This window comes from Magnetospira sp. QH-2 (genome assembly GCF_000968135.1).
In the GTDB taxonomy this organism is placed as follows: Bacteria; Pseudomonadota; Alphaproteobacteria; order Rhodospirillales; family Magnetospiraceae; genus Magnetospira.
In genome coordinates this window covers 1611892-1633497 of record NZ_FO538765.1, presented here as the reverse complement: position 1 = coordinate 1633497, position 21606 = coordinate 1611892, and the positions used below count along the sequence as shown (strand labels likewise).

18 protein-coding genes are annotated in these 21606 nt (G+C 59.0%); 7 read left to right on the top strand and 11 right to left on the bottom strand.

Annotated features, from left to right (window positions below; genetic code table 11):
- Positions 1-39 precede the first annotated feature (39 nt).
- On the top strand, positions 40-810 hold the full coding sequence (locus tag MGMAQ_RS07680) for a hypothetical protein (RefSeq protein WP_158498808.1): 771 nt from the start codon (positions 40-42) through the stop codon (positions 808-810).
- Between the two features lie 169 nt (positions 811-979).
- Here the strand turns inward: MGMAQ_RS07680 and MGMAQ_RS07675 are convergent, their stop codons facing one another.
- Entirely contained in the window at positions 980-2821 is a 1842-nt protein-coding gene (locus tag MGMAQ_RS07675) for an ABC transporter ATP-binding protein/permease (RefSeq protein WP_193788038.1), read from the bottom strand.
- An 80-nt stretch (positions 2822-2901) separates the two neighbouring features.
- Here MGMAQ_RS07675 and MGMAQ_RS07670 point away from each other — a divergent pair, with 80 nt between their 5' ends.
- A complete protein-coding gene (locus MGMAQ_RS07670; RefSeq protein WP_046021075.1) occupies positions 2902-3402 on the top strand; it encodes a hypothetical protein in 501 nt (166 codons plus the stop codon).
- Positions 3403-3792: 390 nt separating this feature from the next.
- Positions 3793-7347 (top strand): ABC transporter transmembrane domain-containing protein, encoded by a 3555-nt coding sequence (locus tag MGMAQ_RS07665; RefSeq protein WP_148560894.1) that lies wholly within the window; start codon positions 3793-3795, stop codon positions 7345-7347.
- Between the two features lie 746 nt (positions 7348-8093).
- Here the strand turns inward: MGMAQ_RS07665 and MGMAQ_RS07660 are convergent.
- The 10 genes from MGMAQ_RS07660 to MGMAQ_RS07615 form a co-directional block, all read right to left on the bottom strand.
- Positions 8094-9125, bottom strand: a complete 1032-nt coding sequence (locus tag MGMAQ_RS07660) for an IS110 family transposase (protein ID WP_046020119.1) — start codon at positions 9123-9125, stop codon at positions 8094-8096.
- A gap of 275 nt (positions 9126-9400) precedes the next feature.
- A complete protein-coding gene (gene paaI / locus MGMAQ_RS07655; protein WP_046021074.1) occupies positions 9401-9835 on the bottom strand; it encodes a hydroxyphenylacetyl-CoA thioesterase PaaI in 435 nt (144 codons plus the stop codon).
- Positions 9832-10467 (bottom strand): ParA family protein, encoded by a 636-nt coding sequence (locus tag MGMAQ_RS07650; RefSeq protein ID WP_046021073.1) that lies wholly within the window; start codon positions 10465-10467, stop codon positions 9832-9834. The genes paaI and MGMAQ_RS07650 overlap by 4 nt, the downstream gene beginning before the upstream one ends.
- A gap of 152 nt (positions 10468-10619) precedes the next feature.
- Entirely contained in the window at positions 10620-11507 is an 888-nt protein-coding gene (locus tag MGMAQ_RS07645; protein WP_046021072.1) for a phosphoribulokinase, read from the bottom strand.
- A gap of 386 nt (positions 11508-11893) precedes the next feature.
- The gene (gene surE, locus MGMAQ_RS07640; protein WP_046021071.1) at positions 11894-12676 is read right to left on the bottom strand and encodes a 5'/3'-nucleotidase SurE; all 783 of its coding nucleotides are present in this window, start codon (positions 12674-12676) and stop codon (positions 11894-11896) included.
- On the bottom strand, positions 12669-13946 hold the full coding sequence (serS, locus tag MGMAQ_RS07635; RefSeq protein WP_046021070.1) for a serine--tRNA ligase: 1278 nt from the start codon (positions 13944-13946) through the stop codon (positions 12669-12671). Before serS ends, surE begins: the two co-directional genes overlap by 8 nt.
- 69 nt (positions 13947-14015) lie before the next feature.
- Positions 14016-15395: an alpha,alpha-trehalose-phosphate synthase (UDP-forming) gene (otsA, locus tag MGMAQ_RS07630; RefSeq protein WP_046021069.1), complete on the bottom strand. Its 1380-nt coding sequence runs from the start codon at positions 15393-15395 to the stop codon at positions 14016-14018.
- 45 nt (positions 15396-15440) lie between these two features.
- On the bottom strand, positions 15441-16244 hold the full coding sequence (gene otsB / locus MGMAQ_RS07625) for a trehalose-phosphatase (protein WP_158498807.1): 804 nt from the start codon (positions 16242-16244) through the stop codon (positions 15441-15443).
- Between the two features lie 44 nt (positions 16245-16288).
- Entirely contained in the window at positions 16289-17029 is a 741-nt protein-coding gene (locus MGMAQ_RS07620; RefSeq protein ID WP_046023092.1) for a sulfite exporter TauE/SafE family protein, read from the bottom strand.
- 296 nt (positions 17030-17325) lie between these two features.
- Positions 17326-18573: a bifunctional alpha/beta hydrolase/OsmC family protein gene (locus MGMAQ_RS07615; protein ID WP_046021068.1), complete on the bottom strand. Its 1248-nt coding sequence runs from the start codon at positions 18571-18573 to the stop codon at positions 17326-17328.
- Between the two features lie 164 nt (positions 18574-18737).
- Here MGMAQ_RS07615 and MGMAQ_RS07610 point away from each other — a divergent pair, with 164 nt between their 5' ends.
- The 4 genes from MGMAQ_RS07610 (at position 18738) to sseA (ending at position 21578) form a co-directional block, all read left to right on the top strand.
- Entirely contained in the window at positions 18738-18935 is a 198-nt protein-coding gene (locus MGMAQ_RS07610; protein ID WP_046021067.1) for a hypothetical protein, read from the top strand.
- On the top strand, positions 18932-19588 hold the full coding sequence (locus tag MGMAQ_RS07605; RefSeq protein ID WP_046021066.1) for an NUDIX domain-containing protein: 657 nt from the start codon (positions 18932-18934) through the stop codon (positions 19586-19588). The genes MGMAQ_RS07610 and MGMAQ_RS07605 overlap by 4 nt, the downstream gene beginning before the upstream one ends.
- Positions 19589-19695: 107 nt before the next feature.
- A complete protein-coding gene (locus tag MGMAQ_RS07600; RefSeq protein WP_046021065.1) occupies positions 19696-20679 on the top strand; it encodes a cysteine synthase A in 984 nt (327 codons plus the stop codon).
- A gap of 38 nt (positions 20680-20717) precedes the next feature.
- The gene (sseA, locus tag MGMAQ_RS07595; RefSeq protein WP_046021064.1) at positions 20718-21578 is read left to right on the top strand and encodes a 3-mercaptopyruvate sulfurtransferase; all 861 of its coding nucleotides are present in this window, start codon (positions 20718-20720) and stop codon (positions 21576-21578) included.
- Positions 21579-21606: the final 28 nt, after the last annotated feature.

Sequence of the window (21606 nt, the reverse complement as noted above, 5' to 3'; positions counted from 1 at the left end):
TGGATTGACGCCTCCCTCGGATTGACTCATAGTTTTCCCATGATGGGCACCCAGAGACCTCTTGTGCGGATCGCTTTTCTTTTGGTTATGGCTCTTGGCCTAACCGGAGCAGGCGGCGATGCGATGGGGCAAGAAAAGGCTCCCTCCTCTTCCCCGGCCGCCAAAACGGGGGGCAGTATCCATTCCGATAACAGCCTGGCCCAACAACTCCATGCGGGACGCTTGCCCAAAGGGGCACCGGTGGAGGAGTACAAAGACTTCATTCTGGTCGGCTCCTGGTTCAAAAAAGCCAAGAACAAGTCCTTTTTCCGCACGGTCAAAAAGGGCATCGACATGCTCGAACGGTTGCCGCCGGCGATGGTTGATCGCGCGCACCTGATCAAGCATATCGTCTACCTACCCCCCTCTCCCGAACGGGGAAAAGTCGGGCATTTGGCCAATATCGTCGGGGTTTTTACCCACGAGAACGATGAAACTCCCGGATATTTGGCAATCTATAAGGACATGCGATTCAGCGCGCCTTATCTGATTGCAGCCAGCATCGTCGGCAACAGCCACCATGCAGCAGACCACGAAGAGATCCGTTATCTCACCCGGCGCCTGAAGGGCGGGAACGACGACGAGACCGACCACCAAGCCCGCCTGGCACGCATCAAGGCAAAGGTCGATCAATCCGACAAAAAGGCTTTTCTGGCGCAGAAATGCGTGATCATGCGGGAATCCTTGGAGATCTACCGGATCTTCAAGATCGACCCCAAGCACGCCAAGACCTTGTTGCGGGAATTGCGCAACCGCAACTGCCCATCCTGAATCTTAGAGGCGGATTTAAAAGTATCCTTTAGATATCAAGGCAGTAGATTTTGATCTGGCCAGGAAAGGCCGACGACACGGGGCGGCGCCCTGTTAGGAGGTCTTGACGCCGCCAGAGCGGAAATATTCGCCCTTGAGCTCAAAGGAATACTTTTGAATCAGACGACTCTTACAAGGCGGCATCCTCTTCGACCGTATTGAGCACCTGTTGCGCTTGCATGACTTCTTGTTGACGCCTCCACATGCGGAAATAGGCGCCTTTTGCCCGCAACAAATCGCCATGGGTGCCGCGTTCTATGATTCGTCCGGCCTTGAGCACGATGATCTCGTCGGCGTGGATGACCGTCGACAGCCGGTGGGCAATGATCAAGGTGGTGCGGTCCCGGGCCACCTCTTCCAGGTTGGCCTGAATGGTCTTTTCGGTCTGAGTGTCCAGCGATGAGGTCGCTTCGTCGAACAACAAGATCGCCGGATCCTTGAGCAAGGCACGGGCAATGGCCACCCGCTGTTTCTCGCCCCCAGACAGCTTCAAGCCCCGTTCGCCGACCCGGGTTTCATACCCATCGGGCAGGCCCGCGACAAAATCATGGATATGCGCCATGCGAGCGGCCTTCTCAACGTCTTCTTGGCTGGCTTCCGGGCGACCATAGGCGATGTTGTAATAGACAGTATCATTGAACAGCACGGTGTCTTGCGGCACAACGCCAATGGCGGCGCGCACGGAGGCCTGAGTGGCCTTCCGCAGATCCTGTCCGTCAATGGTGATGCGTCCTTCGGTCACGTCGTAAAACCGAAACAGCAACCGAGATAGAGTCGATTTTCCCGCCCCACTCTGCCCCACTACCGCCACGGTCCCCCCGGCGGGAATGGTGAAGCTGACGTCTTCCAGCACCTGGCGGCGTCCATCATAGGAGAAACCCACGGATTCGAAGGCGACACTTCCACGACCCACCGGCAAAGGCGAAGCATCGGGTGTGTCGGAAATATCCGGCTGTGACTCCAACAACCCGAACATGGCTTCGAGATCGGCCAACGAACGCTTGATCTCGCGATAGACGAAGCCAAGAAAGTTCAGCGGCAGGAAAAGCTGAATCAGGTAGGTGTTGACCAAAACGAAGTCGCCGACGGTCATGCTGCCATCCACAACTCCCGAGGCCGCCATTACCATGATCACCGTCACGCCGGCGGACACAAAGGCCCCCTGCCCGATATTGAGCAACGACAACGAAGAACGGCTTTGCACCGCGGCCTCTTCGTAAGCCATCAGGCTGCGATCAAAGCGTTGTGCTTCATGCTCTTCATTATTGAAATATTTGACAGTTTCATAATTGATCAGGGAATCGATTGCCTTTGTGGTGGCTTCCTGATCGGTCTCGTTCATGCGGCGGCGGAACTTGATCCGCCATTCGGTAACCACCAGGGTCCAGACAACGAATCCCCCCACCGTCACCAAAGTGGCCAGCGCAAACCAGGCGTTGTAGAGGGTCCAGAGCACCGCCACCACCAGGGCAATCTCCAGCAATGTCGGACCGACGGAAAACAACATGAAGCGCATCAGGAATTCGATACCCTTGGTGCCCCGTTCGATGGCCCGGGACAAGCCGCCGGTCTGCCGATCCAAATGAAATGCCAAAGACAATTGGTGTAAATGCCGGAAGGTTTTCAGCGCCACCACGCGGATGGCCCGCTGGGTCACGCGCACGAACACCGCATGCTGCAACTCGACAAAGACCAAGGCCAGCAGCCGAGTGGCGCCATAGGCCAGCAACAAGGTCAGGGGAATGGCCAACAGGGCCTCCCCTTCCAATGACAAGGCATCTACTGCATCTTTATAAAATAGCGGCACCACCACATTGGTCCCTTTGCCCGCGGCCAACAGCAACAGGGCAATCACCACCCTTGCCTTCAGCCCAAAGGAATCCTTGGGCCAGAGATATGGCAAAGTGGTACGCAGGGTCCGCAGATCTTGACCGGCGGATTGGGGCGCATGGATGGAGGCGCGGCTTTTCACAATGATAGACGTTTTGTTAAAGGGCTGATGCCAATATAGTCTTTCCGCAGCCGATTGACAGCACCCGGGAGCCTTGGGCCATGCATATTCGGAGACCGACCCTTGCCGTTGGAACTCTTGTTGCCACGAGCCTGACCGCTGTTGCCTGTGGACCGATCAACCTGCCCATTCCCATTACCATCTATGGGCAGGAAAGCCTGACCCTTGAACACAGCTACGCGGCCCCACCGAAACAGGTGGCAATTTGCATGATGCAGGAATTGAATACCGTCTGGCCCGTTGCCGATCACAAGCCGGAAATTGTCGAGCGGGACAAGCACTATCGGATCACCACGACCTACAAGTCGCTTCTGCGCGGTGTTCTTAAGCCCGATGCGATCATTGACATCACCGACGATGCGGGCAATCGGGGCACAAGAGCCTCCGTCATCACCGCTAATCAACGGGCCGGAGCCCATCGAAGTCTTGAAATCGTGGTCAAGGCATCCAACCGCTGCCAATTGAGATTTGGCGGCGAGGCACCGCCCCTTGACGCCCCCGGGTCGGCCCAATGGCCCGGCTATTCCTTCCCTGATCAATAGCGCCTGTCGGGTCCAATCGGACCCGCTGGACAGGCGCTATCCAATTGAGATAATTCACGTTATTCTGACGTTATCGTCTCCGATCAAACCCGGCGTGATCTGGCCTGCTTCCTGCCCCTATCCCCTTACGACCGCTGGTTTATACATTTGAGGTAAGGGAAAAAAATTGCGATCCCTCTTCATGTACCTATAATCCCCGGTTTAGGGAAAGAGGCTAAGAGGCGGATTCAAAAGTATCCCCTAGATATCAAGGCAGTAGATTTTTGATCTGGCCAGGAAAGGCCGACGACACGGGGCGGCGCCCCGTTAGGAGGTCTTGACGCCGCCAGAGCGGAAACATACGCCTTTGAGATCAAAGGAATACTTTTGAATTCGACTCTAAGGTCTGGAGTGGCCTTGGCACATGGGGATAATGGCATGGAATCCAGTTTGTTCCGGTACATACTCCGGTACAGCAAGCGGGAGCAGATCATTCTGCTGCTGATCATTGCCGTGGCATTCCCATTCCTCTACTTCTCCCTCGACCTGCCCAAAACGATCATCAACGAAGCCATTGGCGGCGACGAATTCCCGCAGGTCTATGCCTGGATGGAATGGGAGCAAATCCCCTTTCTATTGCTGCTATGCGGCACCTTCCTTACCTTGGTGTTTATCAACGGCGGCTTCAAATACTTCATCAATGTCTATCGCGGAATTCTGGCCGAGCGCATGTTGCGGCGCATGCGGTTCCAGTTGATCGAACGCACTTTGCGCTTCCCTCAACACCATTTTCGCAATCTGTCCCAGGGCGAAATCGTCGCCATGGTGACAACGGAAACCGAGCCGTTGGGCGGCTTTTTCGGCGAAGCCCTGTCCCTGCCCGCTTTCCAGGGCGGTACCCTGATCACCATCCTGGCCTTCATTATGATCCAGGACCCGTTCATGGGCCTCGCCGCCATCGCCCTTTACCCGGTACAGGGCTATATCATCCCGAAGCTCCAGCGGAAAGTGAACCTGCTGGGCAAAGAACGGGTCAAGACCGTTCGCAAACTTTCCGAACGACTCAGCGAGACCGTGGCCGGCATTCAAGACGTCCATGCCCATGCCACCTATCACTATGAACTGGCTGATTTCAGCGACCGGCTCGGACAGATTTTCGACATCCGTTACCGCTTGTACAAAAAGAAGTTTTTCATCAAGTTTCTCAATAACTTCCTGGCTCAGGTCACGCCATTTTTCTTCTTTTCCATCGGCGGCTACCTCGTCATCAAGGGCGATCTTTCCTTTGGCGCGCTGGTGGCCGTGCTCGCCGCCTACAAGGATTTGTCGTCCCCTTGGAAGGAGCTTCTGACCTACTATCAGCGCAAGGAAGACTCGCGGATCAAGTATGAGCAGTTGGTCGAGCAGTTCGCCCCGCCGGGTATGCTCAACGAAACTCTGATCGACCTGGACAACAGGGAAGCCTACCAGCCGCTCACTGGCCGGATGCAGGGTGCCAACCTGGTGTTGGAGGACGACGGCGGGGACCGCTTGGTCAACGGCGCGACCCTGGCTTTCGATACGGAAGCCCACGTGACGCTGAAAGGCGATCCGGGTAACGGGCGATCCGACCTGGCAAAGCTGCTGGCCAGCCAGATTACCCCGACCAGCGGCCAGGTATCGGTATCGGGCAAAAAACTCGATCAATTGCCTCGCGCTCACCTCACCCGAGAAATTACTTATGTGGACCAGGAGTCCAGCCTGCGTAGCGGCACGATCATGGACAATCTGCTCTATGGCCTGAAACAGCGCCCGGTGAAAGAGAGCGATCAGGTGGAAGAGCGCGACGAATGGCTTGTGGAATCCGAAGCCGCTGGAAACTCACCCTATATAATCCATGATGATTGGCTGGACATGGGCGTTTCCCGTCCCAACGACGACGACATCATGGACAGAGTCCGTGAAGCCTTGTGGATTACCGAATTGGAAGCCGATGTTTTCGATATCGGCCTGCGCATGCACATCGACATTGAACAGCATCCAAAAATTGCCGAGCAGATCGTCCACGCCAGGGCCCGGGTCCGGGAATTGCTGGTGGAACGCAAACTGATCGATATTGTCGAGATCTTCGATCCCAGTAGTTATGTGACCAGCGCGACGGTGGCCGAAAACATTCTTTGGGGCACCCCGGTGGATGACACTTTCTCGGTGGAAAACCTCAGCCGCAACAGCTATCTCCTGTACACCTTGGAAAAAACTGATCTTTTAGCCGAGTTCATTACCCGAGGCCGGTCCATTGCCGGTGTGATGATCGAATTGTTTGCGGATTTGCCGCCGGGTCATGAGTTTTTTGAACGCTTTGCCTTTTTCAATCATGAAGATATCCCGGAGTATCAACGGATCATCAATCGCGTCGCCGGCCAGGGCGTGGAATCCCTGGTCGAAGCAGACGTCACTCGGCTGGTCGATCTGACGTTCCAGGTGGTCATCGCGCGTCATAACCTGTTCGAACTGGACGACTCCTTCCGTGAAAAGGTGCTTGACGCCCGGGTCCAGTTTGCCCGCCACATGCCGGAAGATCTGCAAGACAAGATCGAGTTTTTTGACGGGGACCGCTATAACGCCGCCAGCTCCATTCAAGACAACATCCTGTTCGGTAAGGTCATGGTCGACAAAGCCGAGGCGGCAATCCGAGCCGGACAATTGCTCACCGAAGTGATCGATAAGCTCGAACTGCGTTCTCAAATTCTGGAAATGGGCCTGCAATTCGATGTGGGGATCGGCGGCAAGCGGTTGAACGTCGCCCAGCGGCACAAGGCCGCCCTGGCACGCAGCCTGATCAAGCGCCCGCGCCTGTTGATCGCCAACAAGGCCCTGGGAGGTCTGGACCCAACGACTCAGGCCAATATCGCCCGCAATCTCCGCGCCACTTACGAAGATACCGGCCTGCTTTGGATTGATGATGCGGGCGAGGATCAAGGAGACGATCGTCGAAGGCCCTTTGCCCAAACTTTTGTCGTCGATCGAGGGACCGTAAGAGAGTTGGCCGCCAACGAGGACCAACGCCCCCCAAGCCCCCCCAGCGAGACACAGGAATCCGGCAAGGGTCTTGCCGGACAGGCCGAGGTCCTGGCTCGCCTGCCGTTCTTCGCGGCCATGGACCGGTCCACCTTGAAGCTCATTGCCTTTACCAGTGAACAGCTGACCTATGAACCAGGGGAACTGCTGATTCGGCAAGGGGATTTCGGCACCAATGCCTATGTGACTCTCGAAGGCGCCGTCGATATCACCGTCAACGCCCCCGACGGCGAGATGAAGGTAGCCGAACTGGGCAGTGGCGAAATGATCGGTGAGCTGGCGCTTCTGTGCGAGATCCCCCGGACCGCCAACGTCAAGGCAACCACCAAGGTCACCGCCCTCAGCATATCCAAGGATACCTTTACCAAGTTGGTGTTGCAGAATTCCGCCATGGCTGCGGAACTGTCAAAGGTCGTTGCAAGCCGCCTGGTTTCCACCTTGCGGGCGCAAAGCCAAAAAGCCAGCGCGGACTCTGACAAGTATCCCTCGGTGTATCAGGATCTCGGCCTCCCCAATGCCCTCCTGTTCGAAGACCGCAAACAGCGCTTGGAAGCGCAACAAATGCGCAAGTCGCCCAAATCCAGCGTGCTCACCCTTCATTGGGAAGGACCGGAAGTCTTTGGTGGTGACAGCGATGAACAGAATCAAGCCGCCATCAATCTCATAGCCGAGCGGGTCAAGCCGTTGCTGCGGGATGCGGATACGCTGGCCAAAATCAGTGACCGGGCATTGGGCGTGCTCGCCTATGGCACCTATGACGAAGAAGGGCTTGAGATCCTCAAGGAACGGATCACCGGTGTTTTGGAAACACCGCTCCATAGCCATCCGGTGGCCCTGACACCCATGGACAGCATCCGTCTCGAGTCACAGCCGATCCATGACGGCAAAGACGACGATTCTTCCAAGTAAGCCTGTTATTTCATCAGGATTTCCGGAAACATCCAGTCACCGCCGCCCGGTCGCCATCACCAAAACTAGATAAAATTTTATCTAAATTTGCTGATAATTTGCTGGTAAATTGCTGGTAAATTGCTGGTAAATTCCGGCGAATTTGTTGACAAATCTCAATAAAATAAAAATTTTAGGACTTTCCTCTAAAAACCCATACATTTAATAAAACTGACACGGGCTATAAAAAACTGACTTTCCGCTCCGCACGTCCCCACCCCGCACACAGGCGGAACGTTGCTGCCCGGCGCAAATAAAACCTGGATATCCCCTGTTCGCTCGACTGCCCCTGTAGCGAACGGGGGTTTTTATTTCGAATTGTTAACGTATCAGGCGGTAATCTCATCAACCCGAAGGCCGTCAATCGGTCGTCAAGACCATGAGGCCACCTTCAGATTCAGGGCCCTCGCGCGTGACGGTTTGATCGAACCCGATCAAAGCCGACGTAATCTAACAGGCTGCTTCTGTAATCGAGTCATTTGAGTCAAGCTGATTTCCAAGCCGTCGGTTTGAACCTGGGGTATGTGGCGCCCTTTGCTTCTGTCCGCGGTCGACGTCGTCGCCGCATGATGGGGATCAAGGGGGATCGGGTGCAGCAATCTGAAAAGCGTGGTCTTACGCCACTGCAGCCTGCGCGCTGTCATCCGAGCCCCGCGCGTCGCCACGCGTCCTGGCCGCCCTTCAGGCGATCTCGGTTTTCGTTGTGTTTAGATGGCGGTCTCCTCCTTGCGGTACTGGAAGTCCGTGCCGTCGATCCACATGCGATGCATGATTACGGCGAGACGCCGGGCAACGGCGACCTTGGCGCGTTTCATCCCGCGCCTTTTGGCGACCGCGAGCCCCCAGTGTTTGAGCCAGGACCAACGGCGGGTTCGAGTGAGAAGTGCATTGGCGGCCTCGAACAAAAGCCAACGAACCATGGCATCTCCGCACTTGCTGATGGGGCCGCTTCGGTCCTGCTCTCCCGAGGCGTATCTGCGTGGGACAAGCCCGAAGTGGGCGCCGACCATGACCGACTTTTGAAACCGTTCCGGCACGTCGAGTCCTGTCCTGAAAGCGAGGGCGGTAACCGGGCCGACGCCGGGAACGGTCATCAGGCGCCGGCAAACGCTATCATCGCGCGCAGCGGCATGAACCTGCCGGTCGAGCTTGTCGAGTTGTTCGAGCAAGGCTTGGCGCGCAAGCAAGAGCGGCTCGGCGGCTGCGCTGAGGTGCGGGTTATCAGCCGTCAATTCCCGAACCCGCGCCGCGAAAAGGCGTCCGCGCGCCATACCGACCTTGAGGCCGAAAGCTTTCAATGTTCCTCGTACCGTATTGGACAACTGACGGACCTGATGAACCAGGGTCTCCCGATGGGTCAGCACCATCCGGAGCTCCTGACTGCGCGCGGTCTTGACGTGGGTCGCGCGGTACAAACCGGTCCGCATCGCCTGGCTGATCAAGCGGGCGTCGCGACGGTCCGTCTTGACTGGGCTGGCGCTGGCAAAGGCCTTCATTTGCCGGGTCTCGATACAAATCACAGGGAGGCCCCGACTGGACAGTCCTGCGTACAGCCAAGGCGCCAGAGGGCCAGCTTCCAACCCAATTCGCGCAAAGCCACGCCCGCTTTCCTCGAGCCAAGTGGCGACCGCCTCGGGTGTGCTTGACACCTTGCCTTCGCGAATGACGGTTCCCTTTGCATCAATCTCACAGATCGAAATGCTTGCCATCGATACGTCCATTCCAACAAAATACTCCATAGCTGGTCTCCTCTGTTCCATGTCCAGGAATTGACCCGGATACTTGATCAAGACCGAGTGTGGAGACCAGCTGACTGTCTAGGCAATCCCTGACTGCTCGATTACCGCCATCTGAAAAAGCCCGATTTCGAGCGTATGGCGACACATGCTTCGACAAGCTCAGCATGAGGGCCTTTGAATAGCCTCACCCTGAGCTTCCTCATCCCGAGCTTGTCGAGGGACGAAGGGCGAGGCGGGCCGTCGGACAGCACTTTTTCAGCAGCCTGCGAAAGGCTTCAAGGGAGCGGACGATCCAATTGCAAGGATTGTCCCCGGAACAGGGCCACCATGACCCCCTCCTGATTCAAGACCCTCACATCGCAGATCCCGTTGCGCCCGCGCAGGGATACCTCTGTCGCCTCGGCATATAGGGTATCGCCAATGGTGGCCGGACCGACGAAAGAGATGGAGACGCCGGTGGCCAGAGCCGTCCGTCCATGGGAATTGCAGGCATGGGCAAAGGCCACATCGGCCAGGGTAAAGGTCACCCCGCCATGCCCCACAAGGGCGGCATTGGCCATGTCTTCGCGTAATTCCATACGGCAACGAGCGAATCCGGGGCGGATTTCCTCCAACTCAATCCCCAGGTGCGCCGCCATGCGGTCCCCGTCGGTGATCGTCCGTCCCACCTGTTCCGCAATCGCTTGGGGGTCGGTGGGGGGCCCGCTCATTTCCGACTAGCCCCTTCGGCCATCATTTTGATCAGGGGCGTCCACTCTGCCACATAGCTCTGCACCCGCGCTCCGGGCATCTCGAAAATACTCACCCCTTGGGCAGCGGCATTGACATAAAGCTGTGTATCGCGCAATCGCGCCGCGACAGGGAACTCCTGGGCCTTCAAAAACCCTTCCAGATGCTCCACAGACCGCGACCGCAAGCGCACCCGATTGGCCACGAAAGCCACCGTCCGCTTGTTTTTGCGCACGGCCTTGACCTTGTCCAGATGCTTGAGAAAGCGGATAATTCCATCTTCGTCGAAGGCCGAAGCCAAGGTCGGAATAACCACCAAGTCGGCTTGTTGGACCAAATCCTTGACCGTCTGGCCACGCATGGCCGCCCCGGCATCCACCACCAAACGATCAATCCCTTTGGGGATCTTGGCTTCACCCTTGCTCATATTGATGCCGATGATCGTGGGCAGGTTGTCCGGTCGGCGCTTCAGCCAAGCCAGAGAGCTTTTCTGCCGATCCAGGTCCGCCAGCGCCGTCTTGCGTCCGCAGCGGGCAAAATGGGCCGCGATATGGGTGGCCAGTGTGGATTTCCCCACGCCTCCCTTGGTATTGGCGACCGCGACAACGAACATGACGACTCCCTCCCATAACCCTTGGGCCCAGAGTATAGCGGTGGAGTGATGCGCTTGTCAGGTAGACAAAAAAAACGGAGGGCCACCGGAGCTCGAAAGCTCACAGCGGCCCATCCTCCCCCCCAAAAAGGGACCCCGAAAGGGGCGTGTCTTTAGCTCATCAAAGACCGGCGATCCTGCACCATGCGGCGCAAAATCGGCTCAATGATCAATTCCATGGCCAGGCCCATCTTGCCGCCAGGGACAACGATGGAATTGCGCCGGGACATGAACGAGTCATGGATCATCTGCAGCAGGAACGGGAAATCGACGCGGAATTTGGACGGATCCTTGAAGCGGATCACCACAAGGCTTTCGTCAGGCGTCGGGATGTCGCGGGCGATGATCGGGTCGGAGGTATCGACGATCGGCACGCGCTGGAAGTTAATGTCCGTCTGGGCAAATTGCGGCACAATATAGTGCACATAGTCGTGCATGCGGCGCATGATGGTGTCCATCACCACTTCTTCGGAATAGCCCCGTGCCTTGGTATCGCGGTGGATCTTCTGAATCCATTCCAGATTGATCACCGGCACCACGCCGATTTTCAAGTCGGCGTGATCGACCATGTTCACATTGTCATTCTTCACGCAGCCGTGCAGACCTTCGTAAAACATCAGGTCCGTGCCCTGCGGGATGTCTTCCCATGGAGTGAACTGACCGGCCCCCAGGCCTTCGTACGGAATGGCTTCTTCGTCGTTGTGCAGATACAAACGCCGTTTGCCACCACCGGTTTTGCCGTAGGTCTCGAACGTATTGGCCAGTTCCTCGAACAGATTGGCCTCGGCGCCAAAGTGCGAGAAATTGGTATTGCCTTCTGCCTCGGCCTTTTTCATGGCCTCCTTCATCGCCATGCGATCATAGCGGTGATAGCTGTCGCCCTCGATCACGGCGGGCGTGATGCTGAGGCGGTGGAAAATATGCTCGAAGGCTTCCTTGACGGTGCTGGTACCGGCGCCGGAAGACCCGGTCACGGCAATAATCGGGTGCTTGGTGGACATTGGCGTCCTCCTTTATCTTTAAACGTTTCCCCTGGTCGGATCCGGGTCGGTGCTCTTGGTTCACCGTACCCACGCCCCTGCCAGACCTGATTCCTCTACCCTTGTGGCGGCGGCCGATCCTTTGAACCGTCGTGCCTAGTCGCCAAGTGACCGGGACATTGCCTCATATACCCATTGGGCAAAACACCCCCGCGGGTTGGGGTGCCCTCTATTGCGGGTGGGAGACCCCCCACCCGAAAGGGCTGAAAAGGCCCGATCTCCGATCACGAAGCCGAAGTGTGCCCAAGGTTTTCCCATAGAGCAATGCTAATTCCACATTGCCGATCCGGTTAATTTCCCATCGGGTAGGACCGGGTAGGCAACGATTTAATTAGTTCTTTCTAATATCAGGAGAAATAGCCTTTAAGGCGATCCAGCATCACCCTGTCCGTCAGGTCCAGACTGAGCGGTGTAACCGACACCGCGCCCCGATAGATCGCTTCCAGGTCCGTTCCTTGGGCGAATCGGTCTTCGTCTCGCTGGGCACCGATCCAAAAATACTTCTCGCCCCGGGGATCCGTGCCCTGTTGGATGGCATCGCCGATTTTGCGCCGTCCCTCGGTGGTAATTTCGGTGTCCAGAGCTTCTGCCGCCGTGCGGTCGGGAAAATTAATGTTCAGCAGACAGTTCCGGGGCCAATGCAATTGCATCACTTGCTGGATCACGCCGGGCGCCAGCGTCTTGACTGTTTCCCACTGGGGCAGGCCCCGATCTTCGGTGTGCAGGCTCAGCGCGATGGAGGGAATGCCCAACAAGGTGCCTTCCATGGCCGCCGCGATGGTGCCGGAATAGGTTACGTCTTCGCCCATGTTGGCGCCCCGGTTAACCCCCGACAGCACCAGATCCGGACGCTGGCTCTTCATCAGATGCTTGACCGCCAGCATGACGCAGTCTGTGGGCGTCCCATCCACCGCATAGCGGCGGGTAGAGACCTCTCGAATGCGCAATGGTCGCCGCAGGGTCAAGGAATGCCCGGCGCCGCTCTGTTCCTGTTCCGGCGCCACCACCCAGACCTCCCGGGCGACGGTCGCCGCCACCCATTCCAAGACCTGCATGCCCGGGGCGTCGATGCCATCGTCGTTGGTAACCAACACCCGGGCGGCCTTGAGATCAAGGGGAGCGTCAAACATCGACCGAAATCACATCCTGGCCACCCATATAGGGGCGCAAGGCCTCGGGAATCTCAATGGACCCATCGGCCCGTTGGTAATTCTCCAAGATAGCCACCAGAGTCCGGCCCACCGCCAGGCCCGAGCCATTGAGGGTATGGACGAACCGGGTCTTCTTCTCGCCCTCGGGACGGAATCGCGCCTTCATGCGCCGGGCCTGAAAATCCCCGCAGTTGGAGACCGAGGAAATCTCCCGATAGGTATTTTGGGCTGGCAGCCAGACCTCGATATCGTGGGTCTTGCGAGCCGAGAATCCCATGTCGCCAGTACAAAGCACCACCCGGCGATAGGCCAGATCCAGCCGCTCGAGCACCGTCTCGGCGCAACGGGTCATGCGTTCCAGTTCCTCGTCGGACTGCTCAGGATGGGTGATACAGACCATCTCCACCTTGGAGAATTGATGCTGACGGATCATCCCCCGGGTATCCTTGCCCGCCGCCCCCGCTTCGGAGCGGAAGCACCAGGTCATAGCCGTGTAGCGGCGCGGTAAGTAGCTTTCCTCAAGGATATGTCCGGCAACGATATTAGTCAGGGGCACTTCGGCAGTGGGGATCAGCCAACGACCGTCGGTCGTCTTGAATAGGTCCTCGGAAAATTTCGGCAGTTGCCCGGTCCCATAAAGGGCCTCGTCACGCACCAATGCTGGCGGGTTTACCTCGGTGAAACCAAACCCTTGCGTATGCTGGTCGAGCATGAAGGAAATCAGGGCCCGTTCCATACGTGCCAATTGGCCGCTGAGAATGACGAAGCGGGCGCCGGAGATCTTTGCCGCCGTCTCGAAATCCATCATCCCCAGGCCTTCACCCAGAGCCACGTGATCCTTGACCTCGAAATCGAAATCGGGTGGGGTCCCCCAGGTGGAAACCTCCAAATTGTCCGCTTCGTCAGCCCCTTCGGGCACATCTTCGGCGGGCAGGTTGGGAATGGTCGAGAGCGCCGTTTCCAAGGCCTCTTCCGCGGTCTTGGCATCGGCTTCCAGAGCGGCCTGGGCCTCCTTGGATTCCGCCACCTTGGCCATCACCTCGGAGGCATCGCCGCCCTCGCGCTTGATCTGGCCGATCTGTTTCGACAAGGCATTGCGCTCGGATTGCACCTGTTGGGCGCGCGCCAGGGCATCGCGCCGGGTCTCGTCCAAGGCCAGCATCGCCGCCGATTGGGGGGCCGCACCGCGTTTGGCCAAGCCGCCGTCGAAGGCTTCCGGATTGTCACGGATCCACTTGATATCGAACATGATCGGTGTGCCCCCTCGGGCCGGTAATGAATCTATGGGGCGAACTTATAGCAACAGGCCCGGGATTCGTCACCCTTGCGGCTGCACCTCGTGCATGGCCCCGATGAATTTATCGCGCCAATCGGCCAAAGTATTGGCTTGCAGCACGCCCATCAAGGCGTCCCAGCGTTCCACACGCTCTTCCAACGGCATTTCCAAACCTCTGGCAATGGCGTCGGCCACGGCGTCCAGGTCCATGGGATTGACGATCAAAGCCGCATCCATTTCGTGGGCGGCCCCGGCAAAGCTGGACAACACCAAGACCCCGGGATCCTTGGGGTTTTGGCAGGCAACATACTCCTTGGCCACCAAATTCATGCCGTCGCGCAAGGGAGTCACCAGACCGATGGCGCTGGCCCGATAAAAGGCGGCCAACTGAGTGCGCGCCAGGCTGCGGCAGATATAATTCACCGGCACCCAGTCAAACTGGGCATAGCGGCCGTTGATGTTTCCGGCCAAGGTCTCGATCTCGTTGCGGATCAGTTTGTATTCCGGCACTTCCGACCGCGAGGCCGGGGTGACCTGCAGGAAGTTCACCTTGCCCTGATAACCGGGATAGCGTTCCAACAGCCGCTCATAGGAGCGCAGCCGCTCGGGAATGCCCTTTGAATAGTCCAAACGATCCACGCCCACCAACCAGGAACTGCCTTCCTTGGTCTTGAGACGTTTATAGTGGGCGGAGCGCACGGCGCGGCGGCCATAGCCCTGAAACTCCTCGGGATCGAGACTGATGGGAAAGGCCTGGGCCTTGAACAATCGTCCTTGGGCGATGACCATGTTGTCGTCGAGAATTTCCCCGTCCAACTCGTGCACCACGTAATCCTGGAACGCACGCAGATCATTTTCCGTCTGAAAACCGACCACGTCATAGGCACACAAAGCCTTGACGATCTCCCGGTGGGTGGGCAAGCCGCGAATCACCTCCAATGCCGGGAAGGGTGTGTGAAGGAAGAACCCCAGGGAATTCTTGTGTCCGGATTCGCGCAGATTCTCGCCAAGGGGGATCAGGTGATAATCGTGAATCCACACCAGATCGTCATCGCGGAGATGCGGCTGCAACTGCTCCAGGAACATCCGGTTGACCTTGATATATCCCTTGAAGTCCACCCGCTCGAACGCCGTCAGGTCGAGCCGGTAATGAAACAGCGGCCAAAGCACACGATTGGCGAAGCCCGAGTAATACTGGCGGTAGCTCTGCCGGTCCAAGTCGACCGTGGCATAGGTAACGTTGCCCACCTCTTGGGTTTTAACGTTGGGGGCGGACTGCTGGGTGATCTTGCCGCTCCATCCGAACCAAATTCCTCCGTGCTCCCGCAAGGCCGACTGCAAGGCCACGGCCAACCCCCCGGCTTGGGCCTTTTTGTCCCCCGGGTCGGCGACACGATTGGAAACGATGACGAGACGACTCACGATCTATCCTTCCTGCTGTTGAACGCTACCATATTTATTGTTTTCTCACGAGTCCCCGCCTCGATCCGCTTGGGCCGCGAGCAGCCGATGCAGATCCGAAACCGAGGGAACATGGGTTTGGGCCTCGGTGGGCCGATCCGCAGGGCCAACGCGGATAGAGGTCCCGCCCAGGGCATTGACGGCGGCAAATCCGTCTTCATCGGTCACATCGTCACCAATGAATACGGGCCTGCGTCCGGCAAAAGCGGGCAAGGCCATGAAACGGGTCACCGCTTGTCCCTTGTCGGCACCATCGGGTTTGACCTCAAATACCATTTTGCCTGCCAGGATATGATAGCCCGCGCCCAGCTCCGCCATGACCGCTTCGGCCAGATCCCGCGCCGCGGCTTCCGTCTCGGGCGCCCGGCGATAGTGGATGGCCAGGGAATGGGTCTTGTCCTCGAACAAGGTGCCCGGATGAGCCTCCACGAACGCCTTCATAGCCTGAACCGCCTGGTCCATTTGGGGGGGCACCGGTGGGGTCATGATCTTGCCAAGGGCGGTCTCGCGGCTCTCCAGCCCGTGCAGACCGGCGGCAGGCAATTTGGCCGGCTTGAGAAGATCATCGATCTGGGCAATGGATCGTCCCGACACCACCACGAGGGCGCCGTCCACCGCTTCGGACAGGCGCTCGAGAATGTCCGGGAGATCCGGCGAAACCACGACGGAATCAGGTGTCGGAGCAATCTCCACCAATGTGCCATCCACATCGAGGAAAAAGGCCAACGCCTGATGGGAGCTCCCATCAGAACCCCAGAGGGTAAAAAGCGGGTCGGCGTCCCCCTCGCCGTCGTCGGCTTGTCCAGCCATGCCGTCCATACGTCCGTTTGTTCACGAATCCGCTACGACCGACCTTACCCCATCCCGTCCAGGATTGCACGGACCCCGCGCGCCACCAGCCACAAAGAACTGCCCCCGGCAATGATCAAAACCACCGCCCGGGTATGGCCGGCATCCAACCGCCTGGCGATGGGACCGGCCAGCCAATAGCCCGCCAGCCAGCCCGGGATCAGCAGGAGCGCAGCAGCAAACTCGGGCAGTCCCAGACGCCCCCGCTCTCCCAAGATGACCAGGATAATCAGGCTTCCGACAAAAAACAGTCCGGCCAAAGTAGCGCGCATCTCCGGCCCGCTGCACCGTTGGTAAAGCAAGGCCAGGATCGGCCCGCCGATGGCCGCCGTAGTACCCATGAAGGCGGAGACAACTCCGGCGATGACCATGGAACGCCCGGTCACCCTTGGAGACCATCCGCAAACACTGATTCCAACCGCCGCCAGGACCATCAATCCAAAGATCAATTGAGTCTCCGGCCCCTCCATATAACTCAGCAACGGCCAAGCTGCCCCGGCCCCGACCACCATGCCGATGATGATCGGCCATAAGGAACCGAAGGCCACCTCATGGCGTCCGCGATAGACCATCAATGAGTTCAGCGACAGGGCCGACAGAATCAACGGCCCGGGCACCAGCATGGGATCGACCAAGGCCAGCAGCGGCACCATGACCAGCCCTCCGCCCAGACCCGTGGCGGCCTGCAAGGCAGCCCCCAGGATCACCACCGCCCATCCGGCGGCCAGACTTGTGGTGTCCATCATCAAGGGGATTTCCATCACCCTCTCCTTTATTTCATACGGTTTGTGGGATTTGCCTGTCCGGGGCCCCGAGACGCCCGGCACGAAGACGGACGCAGTCAGGCTCGCGACCCCGACATAAGTCGCACCACAAAGACGGAATAAAAGAAGAGCAAAGAAAACATGGTCTGATCATTTCTGAAAAACACGGACAACGACAAAAGGCCCACCCCGGTTGGAGGCAGGATCACACGAGTCGATAATAGAGTCCGGCAGTTCTGATCATCATGTTTTGGTTGTCGCCCGAAATCGGGGGATGGTCAAGAGTCTTTCAACCGGGATGAAACCACCACCTCCGAATGCAGGGTCCGGTGCACCGGGCATTTGTCGGCAATTTGCAGCATCCGTTGCCGTTGGGTCTCGGTCAAATCGCCCTCGATCTCGATCTCCCGTTCGATGACGTCGATTTTGCCGCTCTCGGTCTCACACTGGGAACAGTCGTCGGCATGGATTTTTTCATGGCGCAGGGTCACCGCCACCCTTTCCAACGGAATCTTCTTCAGGTCGGCGTACATGCGCAGGGTCATGGAGGTGCAGGCCCCCAGCCCGGCCAACAGATAGTCGTAGGGCGATGGCCCGGTATCCCGACCGCCATGCTTGACCGGTTCATCGGCGCGCAGGGCGAATTGGCCGCCCACCGAGACCAGGTTGGCATAGTTGCCCTCGCCGCTTTCGGCCACCACCACGGCTTCCTCCGCCGCTTTCAGCTCCGGCGCCTTCTCCGCTCCGGTACAGCCCGGCAGGCCGATATAGCGCGAGGCCCAGGCGGCGATCACGTCGGCCACATAGGCCGCGTCCTCGCGCCGGGTTAGCAGGTGGTCGGCATCGTCCAGGGAGACGAAACTCTTGGGATGCATCGCGGCCACAAAGATCTTGGTCGCATTGTCCACCGCCACCGTCTCGTCACGGGGCGCGTGAAACACCAGCAAGGCCTTGTGCAGGCCATGCACGGCATCTCTCAGATTGGCCTCGGCGATATCGTCGAGGAATTCCTTGCGGATGGTGAAAGGCCGTCCGCCCAGATCCACCTCGGCCTGGCCGGTGCGCTCGATTTCCTCGATCTCGCAGGTAAAGTGATGGGTCACATGGGCCGGATCGGCGGGCGCGCCAATGGTCGCCACGGCCAGAGCCTCGGGGACCTTCCCCGCTCCGGCCAGCACCGCCGCGCCGCCCAGGCTATGCCCGATCAGCAGTTTCGGCGCCTGATGCTCGGCCCGCAAATAGTCGGCGGCGGCCACCAGATCGGCCACATTGGAGGAAAAAGTGGTGTTCTCGAATTCGCCGTCGCTGGAACCCAGCCCGGTGAAATCGAACCGCAGCACGGCGATCCCATGGGCGGTCAGGCTCTGCGACACCCGCGAGGCCGCGAACACGTCCTTTGAACAGGTAAAGCAATGGGCGAACAGGGCATAGGCCCGGGGCGCTCCCTCAGGCAGATCCAGCCTGGCCGCCAGGTCATCGCCAAAGGCGCCGGGAAAGGTGATCTTTTCGCTGCGGGCGGCGGTCATGGGGGCGGCTCCTTTTGCTGACGATCCTTGCTCATAGGTGGATGGGCGAGTGGTGTTTGTCAAAGGGCGGTTGGTCAGCCTATTGAGAAAGACTTCCACTTTCCCTGGTGCACCATCCCACCTTCCCCCTTGATCCCCCCGCCCCTAACGGGCACAACATCCCCATGGACTGGACCGACAAGGACTCCATGAGCTACAGCGATTCCGGGCTGCTGGTGCAGCGCGAGGAAGACGGCTGGGCGGTCTATGGCGCCGGACAGTCGGTGCCGACGGTGATCGGGCTGGCCGGTCGTGACGAAGCCAAGCTGGCCGCCGAGGTGCATTGCTCCGGCGGTGCCTGTTGCGCGGGGGATCCGGGATGAGCGACGAGCAAGACGACAGCCCGACATTTCACGCCGACGACGTGGAGATGAAAGCCACCGAAATCGCCCACAAGGGCTATTTCCGCCTCGACCGCCATTGGCTGCGCCACAAACGCTACGACGGCGGCTGGACCGAACCCTTTCAGCGGGAAGTTTTCGAGCGCGGCCATGCGGTGGCGGTGCTGCCCTATGACCCCGTGCGCGACCAGGTGGTGCTGATCGACCAGTTCCGCATCGGTGCCTATACGGCTTTTCAGCAGTTGGATTGGTTCGGGGATAATCCCTCCCCCTGGCTGGCCGAAATCGTCGCCGGGATCGTCGAGCCGGGCGAAACGCCCGAGCAGGTCGCCACCCGTGAGATCGTCGAGGAAATCGGTATCGAGGCCCGGGAAATCCGCAAGATCCGCACCTATCTGGCAACGCCGGGCGGCTCGTCGGAAAGCTTGATCATCTATGCGGCGCGGGTGGATGCAGCGGGCGCTGGCGGTGTCCACGGCCTGTCCCATGAACATGAGGATATCCGCGCCTATGCGGTCCCGGCCACCGAGGCCATCGCCATGATCGACAACGGGCGGATGATCAATGCCACGGCCATCATCGCCCTGGAATGGCTGCGCAACAACCGCGAGGCCCTGCGCGCCGACTGGCTTTGATGAAATTATCCCTTGTTTCCCGCCCCGAAGGTTGATTCCCGGGGGGACGGGCGCGTAGTCTAGAGGGCTTCAATTTCCTAGGATTCGCAACAAGGACCGGCTCGGCAATGGACGTTCGCGACGGCTTCGTCGGCAGCATCGGCAATACCCCCCTCATCCGCCTTAAAAAGGCTTCCGAAATCACCGGCTGCGAGATCCTCGCCAAGGCCGAATTTCTCAATCCCGGCGGCTCGGTCAAGGACCGCGCGGCGCTTGCCATCGTGCGCGATGCCGAAACCCGGGGCGCGCTCAAGCCCGGCGGCACCATCGTCGAAGGCACGGCGGGCAATACCGGGATCGGCCTGACCCTGGTGGGCAACGCCCTGGGCTATCGCACGGTTATCGTCATGCCGGAAACCCAGTCCCAAGAGAAAAAGGACATGCTGTTGCTGTCCGGCGCGGATTTGCGGCTGGTTCCGGCGGTGCCCTATCGCGACCCGGGCAACTACGTGCATGTGTCGCAACGACTGGCCGAGGAACTGGGCGGCGTCTGGGCCAACCAGTTCGACAACGTGGCCAACCGCCAAGGCCATCGGGACACTACCGGTGCCGAGATCTGGGAGCAAACCGATGGCCGTATCGATGCCTTCACCTGTGCCGTGGGCACCGGCGGCACCCTGGCCGGGGTCGGCGATGCTTTGAAGGCCCGCAACAAAGATGTGCGCATCGTGCTCAGCGACCCCATGGGATCGGCCCTGTTCCACCACTACAAGAACGGCGAGCTGAAAGCCGAAGGCGGCTCCATCACCGAAGGAATCGGTCAGGGCCGGGTCACCGCCAACCTGGAAGACGCCCCCATCGACGACGCCCAGCAAGTCAGCGACCCGGAAGCGCTGGAAGTCATCTTTGATCTGATGAAGCTCGAAGGCCTCTGCGTCGGCGGCTCCTCGGGCATCAACGTCATGGGCGCCATCAAGCTGGCCAAAGACCTGGGACCGGGACATACCATCGCCACCGTCCTTTGCGATAGCGGCACGCGCTATCAAAGCAAGCTGTTCAATCCCGAATTCCTGCGCTCCAAGGATCTGCCGGTCCCGGCCTGGATGGTCTGATCGCCGTCGAGACAGAATAATAAAAGGTGTGTTCAAGAATGACTTATGCCAACCCCGATGCCCTGGTCGAGACCGACTGGCTGGCGGATCATCTGGATGATCCGTCGATCCGGGTCATCGATGCCACCCACTTCGCCCCGGCGGTGGACCGGGATGCGGAGTTCGAGCACGAGATGCGCCATATCCCCGGTGCCGTCTGGTTCGACATCGACAACATCTGCGCCGAATGCTCACCCCTGCCCCATATGGTCCCACCGGCGGAACGATTCGAGGCTCTGTGCGGTCGCCTGGGTCTGCGCAACGATCAGCGGTTCATCATCTATGACGCCCTGGGCGGCTGCTGCGCCTCGGCCCGGGTCTGGTGGATGTTCCGCATCTTCGGCCATGACAATGCGGCGGTGCTCAATGGCGGCCTGCTCAAGTGGATCCGCGAAAAGCGCCCCATGGAAGACGGCTGGAACAAGCCCGATGCCACCGCCTTCGGCGCCCACTTCAACGATTCACAGGTCCGGGTCTGGCGTCAGGTGAAAGACAATATCGAGAGCAAGGTCGAACAATTGGTGGATGCCCGCTCCCATGACCGATTCCACGGATTGGTGGACGAAGTCTACCTGTGTAAGCGCCATGGCCATATCCCAGGCAGCGTCAATCTGCCCTTCACCAACATCATGGAGAATTACAAGCAGGACTATGTGATGAAGTCCCCTGACGGCATCCGCGCGGCTTTTGCCGAGGCGGGAGTGGATATGGACGCCCCGATCATCACCACCTGCGGCACCGGCGTGACCGCCGCCGTCCCCCTGTTGGCCATGCACCTGATCGGTCACGACAACGTGGCCATGTACGACGGATCTTGGAATGAATGGGGTAATCGCCCCGATCTGCCCATCGAGATTTAAAATAATCAAGAGCACGAGAGGAGAACGA